At 55.9% G+C, this 15,719-nt stretch carries 12 protein-coding genes; 1 reads left to right on the forward strand and 11 read right to left on the reverse strand.

Features of this window, described 5'->3' with window-relative positions; translation table 11 throughout:
- Positions 1-129: 129 nt before the first annotated feature.
- The 5 genes from VM163_11710 to VM163_11730 all read right to left on the reverse strand — a co-directional run bounded on the left by VM163_11710 (position 130) and on the right by VM163_11730 (position 7,713).
- On the reverse strand, positions 130-2,316 hold the full coding sequence (locus tag VM163_11710) for a glycosyltransferase (GenBank protein HUT04541.1): 2,187 nt from the start codon (positions 2,314-2,316) through the stop codon (positions 130-132).
- A 31-nt stretch (positions 2,317-2,347) separates the two neighbouring features.
- Positions 2,348-3,970 (reverse strand): S41 family peptidase, encoded by a 1,623-nt coding sequence (locus tag VM163_11715; GenBank protein HUT04542.1) that lies wholly within the window; start codon positions 3,968-3,970, stop codon positions 2,348-2,350.
- 57 nt (positions 3,971-4,027) lie between these two features.
- Positions 4,028-5,593: an AmmeMemoRadiSam system protein B gene (amrB, locus tag VM163_11720; GenBank protein ID HUT04543.1), complete on the reverse strand. Its 1,566-nt coding sequence runs from the start codon at positions 5,591-5,593 to the stop codon at positions 4,028-4,030.
- A gap of 317 nt (positions 5,594-5,910) precedes the next feature.
- Positions 5,911-6,579 carry a ribonuclease HII gene (locus VM163_11725; protein HUT04544.1) on the reverse strand — a complete coding sequence of 223 codons (669 nt, stop codon included), beginning with the start codon at positions 6,577-6,579 and terminating at the stop codon, positions 5,911-5,913.
- 9 nt (positions 6,580-6,588) lie between these two features.
- A complete protein-coding gene (locus tag VM163_11730; protein ID HUT04545.1) occupies positions 6,589-7,713 on the reverse strand; it encodes a glycosyltransferase family 9 protein in 1,125 nt (374 codons plus the stop codon).
- Positions 7,714-8,202: 489 nt separating this feature from the next.
- Between VM163_11730 and VM163_11735 the strand changes: the two genes are divergently transcribed.
- Positions 8,203-9,618, forward strand: a complete 1,416-nt coding sequence (locus VM163_11735; protein HUT04546.1) for an FAD-dependent oxidoreductase — start codon at positions 8,203-8,205, stop codon at positions 9,616-9,618.
- A gap of 32 nt (positions 9,619-9,650) precedes the next feature.
- Here VM163_11735 and VM163_11740 read toward each other — a convergent pair whose 3' ends face one another.
- Genes VM163_11740 through VM163_11765 form a run of 6 tightly spaced genes read right to left on the reverse strand, consistent with a single transcriptional unit; the run spans position 9,651 to position 15,716 of the window.
- A complete protein-coding gene (locus VM163_11740) occupies positions 9,651-9,857 on the reverse strand; it encodes a hypothetical protein (protein HUT04547.1) in 207 nt (68 codons plus the stop codon).
- Positions 9,847-10,860: a glycosyltransferase family 2 protein gene (locus VM163_11745; GenBank protein ID HUT04548.1), complete on the reverse strand. Its 1,014-nt coding sequence runs from the start codon at positions 10,858-10,860 to the stop codon at positions 9,847-9,849. The genes VM163_11740 and VM163_11745 overlap by 11 nt, the downstream gene beginning before the upstream one ends.
- Before the next feature lie 30 nt (positions 10,861-10,890).
- On the reverse strand, positions 10,891-12,027 hold the full coding sequence (locus VM163_11750; protein ID HUT04549.1) for a glycosyltransferase family 4 protein: 1,137 nt from the start codon (positions 12,025-12,027) through the stop codon (positions 10,891-10,893).
- On the reverse strand, positions 12,015-13,442 hold the full coding sequence (locus VM163_11755; protein ID HUT04550.1) for a hypothetical protein: 1,428 nt from the start codon (positions 13,440-13,442) through the stop codon (positions 12,015-12,017). The genes VM163_11750 and VM163_11755 overlap by 13 nt, the downstream gene beginning before the upstream one ends.
- Positions 13,435-14,574, reverse strand: a complete 1,140-nt coding sequence (locus VM163_11760) for a glycosyltransferase (protein HUT04551.1) — start codon at positions 14,572-14,574, stop codon at positions 13,435-13,437. The genes VM163_11755 and VM163_11760 overlap by 8 nt, the downstream gene beginning before the upstream one ends.
- Entirely contained in the window at positions 14,574-15,716 is a 1,143-nt protein-coding gene (locus VM163_11765) for a glycosyltransferase (protein HUT04552.1), read from the reverse strand. The genes VM163_11760 and VM163_11765 overlap by 1 nt, the downstream gene beginning before the upstream one ends.
- Positions 15,717-15,719: the final 3 nt, after the last annotated feature.

Below are 15,719 nucleotides of genomic sequence, written 5' to 3' on the forward strand. Positions count from 1 at the left end.
AAGCCGGGCGATGAGGCGAGATCGATGAGATGGTGCCGTCAGGCCGTCGCAGTCCAAAAACTGCTCGGCCGAACGGCCAATGCTATTATCCCGGTGAAGGCCATTTTCGGCGAGGTCGCATACAGGGCGTCAGGATGAGCGTTCGGCGCCGGTCCCAGATGCCTCCCCTGCTAACCTGTCGAGATCGAGGCTGTCTATGAAACCGAGCTCGAGCGCAACGGCGGTCTTGTAAAAACTGACCGCCCGCTTGGTCTCATCCTTGTTGGCCATCGAGAAGAGGTGTTTTAGGAGGGCCGCCGCAAGCCTCAGCAACTCCAGACCCATGATCAGGACGCGGTGCGTAAAAAGGGCGAGGCGCCCGTAGTGCTTCCTGATGAAAATGTGTTTGGAGGCGAGGTATTTCAGGACGGTGAAATCGCCCCATCTCTGCTCACAGGACTTGCCCCCGAAGTGGGTAATACATGCGTTGTGGACGAAGAAGACCTTGTAGCCGGCTTTCTTGGTTCGGTAGCACAGGTCAGTGTCCTCATGAAACATGAAGTAGCCCTCGTCGAACGGGCCGATCCGCTCCAGGGCGGTTCTTTTGAGCATTAGGCAAGCGCCTACGAGCCAATCGACCTCGCGAGTTTCGTCGTGGGCCCAGTCTTCATAGACGAGCTTGGCGCGCACACGTTGCGAGAAGATCGGCTTGAAGAGAAGGTGGGACATCATGAGATTCAGGTTTGTGAGGAAGTTCCTTGCTGAGGGCTGGAGAGAGCCGTCTTCGTTGAACAGCTTCGGCCCTACGAGACCTATCCTGTCGTCGGCGTCAAGGACATCGATCATGGCCTGGAACGCGCCCGGCTCCACGATGGAGTCCGGATTGAGAAAGCAAACATGCCGGCCTATGGCGCGCCTCGCCGCGAGGTTATTTGCGGCGGCGAAGCCCTCGTTGCGGAGGTTTTTGATGATCTTGACGTTGGGATACCTCTTTCCTAGGGCCTCGACGCTTCCGTCGTGCGAGGCGTTATCGACGACGATTATCTCGTGCGGCAGGCTTCCAATGGTCCTCTTGATCGAGTCGATGCAGTCAAGCAGGAGCTGTTTGACATTCCAGTTGACGATAATTATCGAGACCTCCGGTCGCGGCTGGGCAATCGCATCTAGGTAGGTGTCGTCAAAAAAGACTTGCAGCGCCGGCCTCTTGGCCGAGTGAAGCTCCTCGTAAATGCCCAAGGTCTGGGACGCCGTCTTCTCCCAAGAGAAGAGCGACGCGCGGGACAGCCCATCCTTTCTCATCTTGCTCCGCAGCGACTCGTCTGTCAGAACCTTGTACATCGCCTCAGCGAGCTCCTCGATCGAGTATGGGTTGATCAGGATCGCCGCGTCGCCCACTATCTCCGGCAGCGACGACGAGCTTGATGTGATGACTGGCGCTCCACAGGCCATCGCCTCAAGCGCAGGTAGGCCGAAGCCTTCGTAAAGCGAGGGGAAGACAAAGAGCTCTGCCCCGCTGTACAGCCTGGGTAAGTCCTCATCCTTGACGTAGCTTGTGAAAATTATCGAGTCCTCAAGGCCAAGCTCCCTGATGGTGGTGAACACATCGCCATAAAGCCAGCCGAACATCCCGCAAACGACGAGCTTGTGCTCGAGGTTCATCTCGGTTTTCAACAGATGATAGGCGCTGAGAAGCCTCGGCAGGTTTTTTCTGGGCTCGATGGTGTTGACGCACAGGATATACGGGCCCTCGATGCCGAACTTCTCCCTAGTCGCGACGATCTCCGCTGGGTCGGTCACGGGCTTGAGGTGCTCATTTGTAGCGGAATAGACCACCCTGACCTTGCTCTCGGGGACTTTCAGTATGCGGATCAAGTCCTCCTTCGTGTGAAAGGATAAGGCGATGATTAGGTCGGCCTTTTCGACGCCGATCTTGGTCATCTGCCTCATGTACCAGAAGTATTTCTTGCTGTTAGTCTGCGGGAACGTATAGACCACAAGGTCGTGCACCGTAACGACCGACTTGTACCTGCCGGAGACCACCGGCAGGAAATAGCCAGGATCGTGAAAAACATCGGTCTCGGCCAATTTAAGCCGGTATGGCAGATAAAAGTTGCGCCAGAAGTCGCCGACTAAGTGATTCTCAATCGTTATCGGGGTCACATAGGTGTTGAAGTTGGGATTCTTGAAATCAACCCTATTGGTCTTCAGCGGATTGCAGAAGATAGTGTATTGATTTCTGGTATCGATCCGCTCCATCGCGCGAAGGAGGTTGAAAGTATAGACACCCATCCCGGCGTGGCGGTCGCTTATCCTCCTGGCGTCTATGGCGATGTTCATTCGGGGCTCAGAGGGATGCGGTGGCTGTCGCTCAGAGCAGCATGTCTAGCGAGCGCATCCGCGAGGCGGCGCCGGGCACAGCCGCTGGCGACGGCGTTGGCTCGCCCCCATGCTTAAGCGAAGGGAGATAGGACTGCTCGAGCATCTTTCGTGCATCAGGCATCAGCTCGATCGCCTTTTGGACTTGATCGTCAATGGCCGTGAACGTCTTGGCGGCCTCCTTGTTGCCCCACAGCGAGCGCACGATGCGCCATCTGATGTAGGTCTTGACGTACTGCTCCTTCTCGCCCACGAGCTCTTCCTTAGTGATCTCTACGCCGTTTTTAGCCGCAAAAGCGAGGAACTCCGAGATCATCTCATCCGTAACGCTGAAATCCATGCCCAAATCTCTGTGCGTGGCCGCGTAGTGCAAACCAAACAGCGTGAATACGTTCTTGCGATGTAGCTTCTCAAAGCCCTTGCCAAGTTCGGTGTATTTGACAACAACGTCCGGATAAATGCCGCCGCCCCCACCCAACTTCCTACCTGCTCTAGACCTATAGATGGCGTGGTTCTCCTTCTCCTCCTCTGTCGTCTCCGCCAGATACCCACTGCCGTATTGCGAATAAGGCTTCTGGATGCACCTGCCAGAAGGAGTGTAGTACCTCGCCGTCGTCAACACCAGCGTCCAGTTGTGCGGCAGCTGGATAACGCTTTGAACCAGCCCCTTACCAAAACTCCTTATCCCAACGATGAGGCCCCTGTCGTTATCTTGAACTGCCCCCGCGACGATCTCCGCTCCCGAAGCAGTGCCGTCATCGATCAACATGATAACAGGCATGTGAGGCAGCTTAACTTCCTTGCTCGCGAAAACCAGCTGGTCAGACTTAGGGGTCCTCCCTTTGGTCGAGACAATGGGCAATCCCGCATCAAGAAACATGTCGCTGACTGCGATCGCCTGATTAAGAAGGCCGCCACCGTTGTAGCGCAGGTCGAGGACCATTTCCTGCATCCCTTGTTTCTCAAGCTCGTGAATCCCCTTTCTCATCTCGCTCGCTGTCGTCTCGGCGAATCTCGTGAGCCTGAGATAGCCTATTGTCTCGTCTAGCATGAAGTAATAGGGAACGCTGGATGTTGGGATTCTGCCTCGCGTGATTGTGAACACCAGCGGTTCCGGGACGCCCTCTCGCTGCACGGTAATCGTGACCTTCGTCCCCTCCGGGCCTTTAAGTTTTTTTATCACATCTATCGTTGTAATGCCCCGCGCATCCTCGCCATTTATCTTGACGATGCGGTCGCCCGCCAGCAGCCCTACCCTGGACGCCGGCGTGCCCTCGATCGGCGCAATCACCGTCAATATCCCACCAATTATGTCGAACTGGATGCCAACCCCATAAAAGCTCCCCCTCTGGTCCTGCCGCAGCTGTTCGCTCATCAGCTTGTTCAATATGTGAGAGTGCGGATCAAGGCTTCTCAACATTCCCTGGATGGAGGCCAAGATCAGCTTCGAGGGCTCCTGCTTCTCCACGTAGCGGTGCTGAACGATGCTCAGCACCTCGTTATATAGGAAAAGATTCCTGAAATGTGTTGAAAGATTGGAGCCAACGCCGACGCCAACCGCCGCAAAAAGAGCGACCAATATGACCGTCGTTACCCCGCGTAGCACTCTTCTCACTGTTCGATATCCTCGCTCTTATCCTTTATGGAACCTGGCTCTGAGCGGAAGTGCTCGTCAATCCTCGTCGCCAAAAACCTGCGCCGTGAACACGTAAATCGTCGCGCCTTTCTTGTAGGCATCGCTGGGAAGCCCGGCCTTATGGCAGGTCTGCTCCAGAAACGTCGTCCTGTCCCAGCCATACTCCGTGGCCACCTGCGGCAGCAGAACGCCCCTGAACGAGCCCCGCTCGATCTCAAGCCCGTGAACGCCAACCTCGACCTCGTCAATGCTACTAATCTTGGATAAGTCCGAAAGAACTGAGATCTCTATCTGCATGTCTCCGGTCTCAGAAACGCTCATCGGCGGAAACCTCGGGTCCTGAGTCGATGCCGCAACCGCCATCTCTTGAACTATCCTGTAAACCGGCTCCGAGACCGGCGAAAACCTACCTATGCAGCCCCTGAGTGAACCCTGGCGCTTGATCGTCACGAACGCTCCGCGCCTCATTTTGAGCCTCTCGGATTGAACCTCGACCGTCAGCGCCCGATGGTGCTTCACGTATTCCTTTATGGTTTCCCTGGCGATAGCAAGCAGCTGTTTCTTCTCGCTATCGTTCAGCTGTTCATTCATGCTAATGCTCCTACCCTCTTGCCTGATCTTGCCCGTTGGGATTGAAACTGCAACGCTACAGTAGCCCACAACAGCGCCTTTATGTCCAGATGTATCTCCCGAATTGAGATACTTAAGGCCCATCATTGATCCTGCACCAAGCCTCTTCGCAACTTGCGCGAGAGTCAGAACCGCCGATCCGCCACACAAGCAGGTCGCCTCGCTGTTGAGCCTCTTCTCCAACGCCACCACATCCAATCTCTTCAGCATCTCGAACGTCATAAGGTCCATCTGACATGCCTCGTCGAACGGACGGTAGTGCGACATATCGCTGCTGGCAACGATGATGACGTCCTTCTGCTGAGAGATGACCTTCGTCAGGACCGAGGCCAACCTCGCAGAATACGCCGTACGGTTGACCAGTATTGGAACGATCTTGAAGCCTCCCTTCAGCGAACGCTGCAAGAAAGGCAGCTGCGACTCGAGCGAATGCTCCCTAGCGTGCGCCTGAGGGACGTATCGGAACTCGCCGCCTGACGCCTTGATTATCTCATCTGCGAGCTTCCTATCATTCTTTATGATACCCAGCGGCGTCTCGTAGTCCTGCACATTGTTGACGGATACCCCGTCGAGTGGGGACCGGTGCGAAGGCCCGATGACTATCACCGTGTTCACCCTCTGGCCTGACTCGGCAAGGAGCTTGTAGCCATACCCGGCCACAGGACCCGAAAACACGAAGCCGGCGTGGGGCGAGACGAGCCCAATCAGCCGACCCTTGACCTTTGGGAGACCTTTCGCAGCCTCCATGAACCCGTCAACCATTTCGGCGAGGTCATCCTTTCCTGCTGGATACCACTGCCCAGCAAACACCGGCAGCCTGACTTCTATTCTTGGCGGGACCTTGGCGCCGCTCTCCTTAGCCTCTGTCTTGTCCGCGCCGAATATGGCACACGGAATGACCGCCACAACGAAAATAGCAACCATTACTTGCAGCCCGCTCAACCATCTACGACCGCTTCTCGCCTTAGGCATCGTTGTTACTCCCTCAATCAGGAACACGCATCCATGCGCATCAGATTCTCACACCGCATCGGAGCTCACACAGCGAGCTCCGCCCCAAAACGGCATCAATTATCATAGCTCAAGCAGCCAAGAACGTAAAGCCTCGGGGAAAGCCCGGGGGAAATCGCTCTCCCCAGCCTCTCTGATTCTGCGGGCCCCAATAATCGAAAGGCAGGGCAAGCACCGCCCCTACGACTCAACACCAACCTCTTGGACAGCCCCTATGTTCCACCGCATTTCGAGCAATAATCCGGCTACGATATGACAGAATAGGCGCTTGCCTATCGTCACCGCAGCGGAAGCTCCGGCAGGCTCTCCGCCGCACGACGAACCGGCGCGAAGGACCTGCGATGCACGGGGCAAGGTCCGAACCTGTTCAGGGCGGCCACATGCGCCCTGCTGCCGTAGCCTTTGTTGCTCGCAAAACCGTAGCCAGGATATTCCATTTCGAGCTCGCACATCAGCCGGTCCCGATATACCTTCGCGATGATCGAGGCGCTGGCGATCGAGAGGCTCTTGTTGTCGCCGCCCTTGACGGTTACTTGCTGGACCGCCCCCGGCATCCTTTGATTTCCATCCACGAGGACGATGTCAGGCGGTTCATTCAGATTTTGGACGGCTTGGGCCATCGCCATCAGCGCCGCCCGCAGGATGTTGATCGAGTCTATCGTCTCCGGTCCCACAACGCCGACGCCATAGCTCACGGCGTTTTTGGTAATGACGTCAAATAAAAACTCACGGGCCGAGGCGCTCAGCTGCTTTGAGTCCCGTATTCGACTGTCGTTGAACTCGTGCGGCAGGACAACCGCTGCGGCAACAACAGACCCGGCAAGACAGCCCCGACCAACCTCATCCACGCCCGCGATTCGCCGGTAGCCCTCCTGACGGATTCCCTCGTCAAATCCCCACATGTCATCACGCCGACCCGAATAGCTCGGAGATGTCCCCTCAGTCATAGACCAATCTCATGTCAACAGCCGCTCAACGGCTGCCGCCACCTTCACCGGCGATATGTTCTTGATGCAGGCCATACTCTTGCACCTGCGCTTGTAACAAGGTCCACAGGCCATCGCGTGTTGAAACACTGCCGAAGGATTCCCGAACGGGCCGTTTCTCGCGGGGTCTGAAGGCCCAAAGAGCGCCACAGTTGGCCGACCGAGGTTGGCGGCGATATGAAGCACAGCCGTATCTCCTGACACGACGACATCGCACGCCTCAAGAAGTGCGCAAAGTCTGGAAATGCCGACAGGCGGCGCAAAGAACACATCGTCGTCCGCGTCTTGCCCTAACGCTTGCAGTATCTCCTCGGCATACTGCTTCTCCCCAGGCCCATAAAGCAGAACGAATCGCATTCGGCGGCCGAGGTCCGTGTCCATAAGAGCTCGTATGACCCTCGCGAAATTCAGCCCGCCCCAACGCTTGGTCTCCCACCCAGCGCACGGATTAAGACCAATGAGCAGGTCATCTGTTCGCACGCCTTTCTCGCCAAGAAAATCGCGGATCGCACGCCGAGCGCCGTCACTTACCACGATGCCCCCTCGTGCCCCACGGCAAAAGTCGGCCTTCGGCACCGGCTCGACGTCGCCGAGCTCCTCCGCAACGCACCAGATGATTGAGCAGAGCTTCTCAACAACATGCTGCACATCAACGGCGTGCCAGCACTTGCGATTGATGAATCGTGCGCTCAATCGCTCCCGGCACTCACGACTCGGAAAGCCGAATCTCAGTCGGGATTTGGACAGCCACGCCAACACACTGCTCTTGAGAAGGCCTTGAAGATCAATAGCGGCGTCATATCTAGCGCTCCTGAGATGGTCCACCAGCCGCCGAATCTCGAACAACACTTTCAAAGGCCGCAAGAAGAGATCGCGACGCCAGCGCTTCGTGTCGATAACAATCCTTGAAGAGATGTCCACGTTACCGTCGAGAACTAGGGCTGATTTCCGCTCTATGAGCCAATCTATCACTGCATCAGGATAGTGTGTTCGGAGCTGATGAACCGCTGGCAACGCGTGGACAACGTCCCCGATCGAGCCAAGTTTTATGACTAGAAACCTTCTCTGTTTCATGCCGAGAATACTATTGCACATATCCCAAAACCTCAAAGCACGACCAGGCAGGTGGCTTGACCCAAGATTGTAGGTAATGTTGCGCTTGTGTCATGGGGTCGGCATAAATGCCGCCCAGGTCGCGGTCTGCGAACGCGTGAGTTGAACATTGACTCATCGCCCGACTTCAGTCGAGGCGATCCAGAAGGGCTACTATAATGCTAGCCCCCGAATTCATTCGGGGGGCCTGCGGCACGCCGGCGCTCTCCTCATCTCTTCCCTTCACACAGGCATTCCGGGAGGGAGGAGGAGGCGCCTCGCCTTCTCAAGCCACCCGAATGAATTCGGGTGCTAGGATAATCAGAGCCTCCTATATCACCAGGTTAAAACGCTGCCTAGTTGAGTGCAAAAGTTCACCTACAATCTAGAAGCACGACCAGGCAGGCCCGGTCTTGCCTGAAGGAATATCTTTTGACTCCACGCGACCTCTAGTATGCTCCCAGTGAGAATATCAACCAAAGGAGAGGCACGTTGTCCAAATCGGTTGTCATTTTAGGTGCAGGACCCGCGGGCCTTGCTACTGCCTACTATCTCTGCAAGGGCGGTTTCAACGACATAACGCTCCTGGAGAAGGAGAAATTCGTGGGCGGCATCGCCGCCACGCTGCGCCGTGATGACACGCTGTTCGACTTTGGCAGCCACAGAATACATCCTGCGTGCGATGCCGAGACTCTCTCGCTGCTAAGGTCGCTTCTCGGTAGCGATCTCCTAACCAGGCCCAGACGAGGCGCGATATGCCTCTCGGGACACATGGTAGAATATCCCCTGCGCCTCGCTCAGATCGCCTCGGCCGTGGGCTGGCTCAAGGGCGCCAGGCTCCTGGCAAGCTTCGGCAAGCAGAAGCTCTTCCCCGCCTCGGCCCCACAGAACCAGGAAACGTCAGAAACGCTCCTTGTGAGCCGATTCGGAAGGGCGATGTTCGAGCTCTTCTACAAGCCATACACAACGAAGGTCTTTGGCATCTCGCCCGCTCTGATGTCGCCAGAACAGGCGAGGCGCCGTGTGGGGGCTAAGAGTCTGCTCGAGATCGCCAAAAACGCCCTCAACCTGAAGACGGCGAACACTGCCAATCCGGACACATTCCTCTACCCCCGACTTGGATTCGGGCAGACATGCGAGGCGCTCGCAGATGAGGTCCGAAAGGCCGGCGCCTCAATAATCCTCGACGCCTCGCCAAAGAAGATTGCGCTTTCTGGCGCTCGCATAGGGCAGCTGGAGTATATAGCAAAAAAGCAGAAGCACACGCTGAAGCCCGACTTCGTATTCTCGACCATCCCGCTTCAGTCGCTCACGTCGCTCTGCCTGCCGCGCTCCAATCCTGCCCATCAGGCCGCCGCGTCGCTCAAAACAAGGTCGCTGGTGCTGCTTTATGTCGTCCTGAATAAAGAGAGAGTCGGCGAGAAGGATGCTTATTACTTCCCCTCCGGCGACATTCTCTTCAATCGCATCTCAGAGCAGAAGAACTTCAGCCCAGAGATGGCGCCAGCGGGCAAGACTCTCCTCTGCGCCGACATCAGCTGCGATGTGGCCGACAGATTCTGGCGACTCACCGACGAGGAGGTCTTTCAGACGGTCAAGGAATCGCTGCGGCGTCTGGGGCTAATCGCTCTTAAGGACGTGGATTACTGGTTTACGCGACGGGTGAGGTTCGCATATCCCGTCTATTCGCTCGGCTACGAAGAGCACCTTCAGACCGTCTTGGACTGGGCTGACCCAATCGAAAACCTGATAACGCTTGGCCGGCAGGGGCTTTTTGCGCACAACAACTTCCACCACTCCGTGATGATGGGCAAGGCCGCCGCCGAACACTTGCTCTCTGACAAGCCAAAATCCGAGGGCTGGAACAGGGCCCGCCGTGCGTTCGACGACTTCAAGGTAATCGACTGATACTGAAGGCGTCAGGGGCATCATAGATGGCTCTAATGCCAGCCAGAGCCGCACCCCACGTCGAGGCCCCGGACCTTGGCGAAGTCCGGGAAACACTTGCGAAGCAATCCGATAAGCAGTTCCCGGCGCCGCTGGCTAATCATGGCGTTGCCCGGCCCGCCGCCCCATCGATGTCTATAGCGACTGTCTTCCCCATAGCGGGAGTAAACCGCCTCAATCCGCTCCTTTTCACTCTTCATGCTTCCAGGCTCCTGCGAAGCGCACCAGGCCACACAAAAAACCGGACCCGTATGAGAAGTGCAGCGTGGCAAAGATAATCGGCAGAATTAGCAGGAACTTCCAGCCTTTGCTGCTGGCTATCCTTATCGAGAAACTGATGCTGAGCGCGGCATAGAGCACCGAGAGCACCCCCAGGACGATTGCCGGCGTTCGCCAGGCGAAACTGAAGGCGCCCAGCACTATCAGCATGAATACCGCCACCGGTGGGACAAACTGCCTCGGCTGCATCATTCTTGGGTGTTTCTGCAGCACTCTCACCTTCCAGTAGCCATACTGGAAATACTGTTTGAACAAGGACTTGAAAGTTGACCTACAGAGGTACTCGGTCTTGATAGCTGGATCGAAATATATTTTGTATCCTTTATTTCTCAACCGATAATTGTATTCATCATCCTGGCAGCGCACCAATTCCCGGTCGAACTTGCCGACCGCTTGTAACACATCCTTTCTGTAAGCCCCAAACGCCACGGTATCGACGTAACCGGGCTTGTCAGAGCACCTGAAGGGAGAATTGCCCACACCGAAAACTGAGCTCATGGCGAGCGAGGCTGCATTCGACCAAGTGTCCACCCCGATCGAGATTATTCTACCCCCTGCACATTCGCAATCGTGCGCCAAAAGCGCTTCCACAGACCTCATAATGAAATCCGGACTAGCGAATGCGTGGCCATCAAGTCGCACAACTATCTCGCCTCGACTCGCCTCAATCCCGATATTCATGGCGTGAGGCACGATTCTCGCGGGATTATCCAGCATCTTCACCCTCCCGTCCGCGTTGCAGAACTGCTGGACTATCTGCCGCGTCCCGTCATCCGACATCCCATCAACCACAATCACCTCATAGCGCTCCGCCGGATAATCCTGAGCAAGAATTGCCTCGAGGCACCGGCGAATAGTCCGCGCCTCATTCCTTATGGGCACGATTACCGACACAAGTGGTTCGTTAGCGTCCTTATTACTCATCGGTATAATGTCTGCTTTCCGCGTGAGAGCTCAGGCCTTTTTTACGCTTAATATCTTCTTCAAGTGATTCAAAAAACCTTCGGCATACGCCTCATCCGAGAAGTGCCTCAGGGCATACTCTCTCCCGAGCTTGCCCAGTCGCTCCCGTAGTTCAGTATCTTCCCAAAGGCTCCAGACAGCGCTTCTCATCGCCCCGACGTCGTCCGGTTTAACAAGGATACCAGTCTCGCCATTGATGATATAGTCCTCAGTTCCTGCAGTATTGGTCGCGATCACGGCTTTGCCGCAACTCATCGCTGCCTCGATTACCCGCTGACCTGCTGAGCAGTTTGCTTTGACCAATGGAATGACCAGAAAAGTACATGACTCGACTAGAGACTCATATTCTGTTCTAGAAATATCATATCGAACTTGAACGGTATCTGGAATCTCGAGGCCCTCAAGATTCTTCGGGCTACATACTAACGTGACCTTGAGTTCTAGGCCCTTCACAGCCTGAAGTAACGTCCCATAATCCCTGCCAGTGCGGCCAGCAGACAGAATGAACGGAGCTTCAGAAGTCGATTTGGGGCGAAGGTGCGGACGGAGCGACGGAAGGTGCAGAAACACTGCGCGGGAAGATGGCCAACCAAGCAGCTCGCAGTAATGCTCGGCCTCAGTGTGTGAGGAACATACGATGAGGGCAACCTCCTTGAAGATGAACTTTATAAGCGCTAGGCGGAACCAGCTCGGCGTTCCCGCTTTGTATGCTCCGAGCATGAACTCCCGCACAATCAGGACTGGACGATGTAGAAACAGCAACCGTTGAAAGAGACCCAGGCAAATAGATACCATGGTTACCTGCCCACAGATTAGCACATCATACTTGCGGCAGGCCCAGAAGGCGAGTCGGCCGATGCGGGCTATCATGGCCAAGGATTCGAGCTTTTTCTTCAGCCCGCGTCGTGTTGATAGGTTGAATGGTGTCAGTATCACAAGGTCAAGCTGCCAGCCCTTCGGAAAGTACTTACACTTCCTAATCGCCTGATGCGTGCTAACACTGCGATCGTATTCTGGTGCCTCGCCAGGTGGGAATCTCAGCAATCGCGGCTTTCCGTCGGGCGTCCCGATCGCCGCGAACATCAACAACTTGGTTGGTTCGCCTCCTTCGATGGCTAACTTGACCATTCCGAGTCGATCAGCTCGATTTGCCTATTCGGGACCTTTGATATCACCGCCCGAAACTTGCCCGAGCGTGTCCTCTCAATCTGTCTCGTTTCCTCAAAGTCTATGTGAACGGCCTCCCCTAGCCTCTGCTGGAGCTGATTCCTAAGAAATGCTATTATCGCTCTCTGCCGTCCAGTTTCCTGTTGCGCCCAGACAACCCTGACAGTTATGTGATCAGGGCTTTCCTGCACTATTTGGGCCTCCTTGATCCCGTTTGTTCCTTTGAAAACAGGGTCTAGCCGACCGACCTTTCTACCATCGGGTGTAGTAACAATGTCATCTTCTCGACCGCAAATCTGCTTTATCACCGGCATTTCTCGCCCGCAATCGCACCGATCACTTGATAGACTTATGGCGTCAGCCATCCTATATCTAATCAGAGGCACAGTGAAGTTCACAAACGAGGTACAGGTCAAGGTGCCTTCAGTCTGGTCAGGGCTGTAGTCGCTTGAGCCCCGAACTTCCACCCAGCTATATTCAGGACAGATATGGTATGAGCGGTGCTCGCACTGAGTGGCGAAAACTGCCATCTCGTTGCAGCCGTATTCGTCGTGGATGTTGCACGCGAACTGCTCCTCAATGACCTGTCGCTGATGTTCAAGCAGTGTCTCGGCGCTTGTGACTATGGCTCTTGGCCGAATATCAGAGATGCTGTGGTCCCGCATGAAGAATGCTACGGTGTAGATGGCGGAAGGATAGGACCGTATGTGGATTGGATCTATCTTCGCTAGTTGCCGGCAGTAATGCGGCAAGTTTCTCTCGCTCAGATGATAAGATGAGAAGTGCCAGTTGTCTGAGAAGACATCGTAGCGCCAGAAGGGAGGCCTTGCCTGCTGCGCAGGAACGACGATACGCCCCCCGAATGTAGCCATCCTGTGCCTTCCAACCGGAAGTCCTGCCCAAGCTCTGGCCCTGGCGAGGAACGCCGCATTGCGCCGTAGGTCATCCGCCGTTACATACGTGCACGTTGGCGTTCCCGTCGTGCCGCTGGAATACGTTCTGTAAAGCCTGCCCTTCACTCCTCTAGCGACCAGTTCCTTGTCCAGTCGCCTCAGGTCCTGGCTGGTCATTATCGGCAGCTCTGCCAGGTCCTCTATCGACTCAACCTTGTACGGGTCAATCCCCGCCTCATCAAATCGTCTCTTCTGATACGGCACCTGCTCGTATGCCCATCTGACGATCTCGCGCAGCTTCCTCGTCTGAAGCGCCTCAATCTCATCCTTGCTGAACCACTGGCTGTCCATCAACTCGTGGAAATAACGCTGAAACTCGCCGCCGTATCGCCTATGCCTGATCACCAGCCCGTATGCCGAGACCGCCACATTCTGCCCCCAAACAGGCAGCCGATTATAGACTCGCTGCTGCATGTCAGTCATTTGCCGGTTTACTCTTTCTCTTCACGCCTTTTTGCTGAAGCAAGCGCTTGTACACCTTGACTGTCTCGGCGAAGTAATCCAGGTGCTCTATCTCCTTCAATTGCGCCTCGATCTCTTCCTTACGAGCTAACGCATATTCGACCTTCTCCGCAAGGTCCTCGGCGTCTCCTTTCTTGAACAGTATCACGCCTTCTGGGCGAAAGTCAGTGTCGCTCGCCACCATGGGCTTTTGAAGCGCAATCCCCTCCCGAACAAACGACGAATCGCCATCAACCAACGTCGGCCTGATCATTACATCGGCGAATTCCTTACAAATGGTTAGCGCAACTGGATGAGGCAGGTCCCCAGTCATGAGCACGCGCTCGGATAGCCCTTTTGCAGCTATCATCTCGGCGCACTTATCGGCATCTACGCCCTCGCCCATGATCACCAGCCCAACCTTAGGGAGTCTCGCCCTAAGCATGTCAACCGCCTCGACCAGCGTCTGCCAGCCATAAACGCTCTCCAGAGTTATCCCCGAAACGAGGACCGGCTTGTGAGTCTCACAGAACGAAACAACGGCCTTCGGAAGCAGCGCCCTATCCACGGTATCGGACAGATAGTGCAGGCAGAACGCGGGAATCAGGCTCGCCTTCTCTTGAGGCACGCCAAGCGATCTCACGGCGGCCTCAATCCGCTCATTAACGCAGATCAAAGCGTCTGGGAAGTGAAGGCCGACCCGTGCGTTCGTTCTCTTGATGAGGCCAAAGCCGCGCACTCGCCCGGGGAAACTGCCGCCATGCACTGTGAGCACGACTTTTCGACCGACTATCTTGCCGAAAGCTCCCAAGAGCAGGCTGGCCCAGAAATTGCCGTAGCTTGAGCAGTTGATGTGGACTACGTCGGCGCGATGCCGTAACAGCAGCCACATCGCAGAAAAGTATTTCAGCACTCGCCCCCCCAACGGCCTGAGAACGTGCTCGGCCTTGCCCCTCGTCTTGTCGCGGCCAACGTCGATCACCTTGCACTCGAAGCCCCCTGCAATGAGATACGCCGACAACCGCTCTGCATAAATGGCCATCCCCGCATACGGCGGCGGGTAACTACAGATGATTGTTACACTGGAGCAACCCACCCCTGGCGCATCGGCCATTACAGCTCGTAGCCCTTCCTTTTTAACATCTCGATATACACGTTTTGAAGCGTATCAACCATCTTCTCGACCGTGAACTCGCGCATCATCTTCTCACGCCCCGCCATCCCGATCTTGCGCCTCAGCTCGGCGGAATCAAGCAACAGCTTGACCTTCTCAATCATAGCGTCCACGTCTCCCGAGGGCACAATGAAACCATTCTCACCGTCATCGATCAGCTCGCGGATGCCCCCAACTTCGGTAGCGACCACGGGGACCCCAGCCGCCATCGACTCCTGAATCGCGTTTGCCAGGCCCTCGCTGTTAGAGGACGAGCAGAACACGTCAAACGCTGGGAGAATCCGCTCCACATCATCTCGCGTGCCTGTGAACACCACCCTCTCAGACAAGCCCGCAGCACGCACTAACGCCTCAGTTTCTTTTCTCAACTCTCCATCCCCAACGAACATCGCATAGAGATTCGGATACTCTCTCGATAGCCTCTCGATGACCTTGACAAGCATCCTGTGGTTCTTTTTGGGAACGAGGCGCCCAACTGTGCCTATCAATTGCGCGCTCTCTGGTATCGCCGACTGACTATTCACATGTCTTTTCGCCTCGTCCCGATTCAGCGACTCTGGCGCCTCGACCGCATTGTGGACAACTAGCATCGGGACATTATTGAGTCCCAGCTTGGTCGCGCTCTTCGCCGCAATCTCGGAATTGATGACAACGGCATCAACGCAACGAAAGATCAGCTTTGCTTTCCAGCCCATTGCGTCCAGCACGAATTCAGGCTGATCCTGCAAGAAACCCATCCTGATGGGAACTCCGGCCAGCCGACCGCAAACGCCCGCGTAGGCCGTGGTGTAGAAGTTCCAAGAGTGACAGATGTCGCACTCGAGCCGGCGCAAGAGCCGCGTGAGGTGAAGTGTCCTGCGCAGCACTCCCTTCACAGACTCAGGCAGCTCGACGACCTCTATCCCCAGTGAACGGATGGGCTTGACCCAGTAGCCGCCAGGATTCAGCAGGACTACCCTTATCGAGAACCGCGAGCGGTCGAAGCCCTTCAGGAAATTGTATAGCTCTCGTTCCGCGCCTCCCTTGCTCAACTGCCCGGTAAGGATCGCTACTCTTATTGGTCTCTTGATTGCTTTGGCCATAAC

Source organism: bacterium (assembly GCA_035527515.1).
Classification (GTDB): Bacteria; B130-G9; B130-G9; order B130-G9; family B130-G9; genus B130-G9.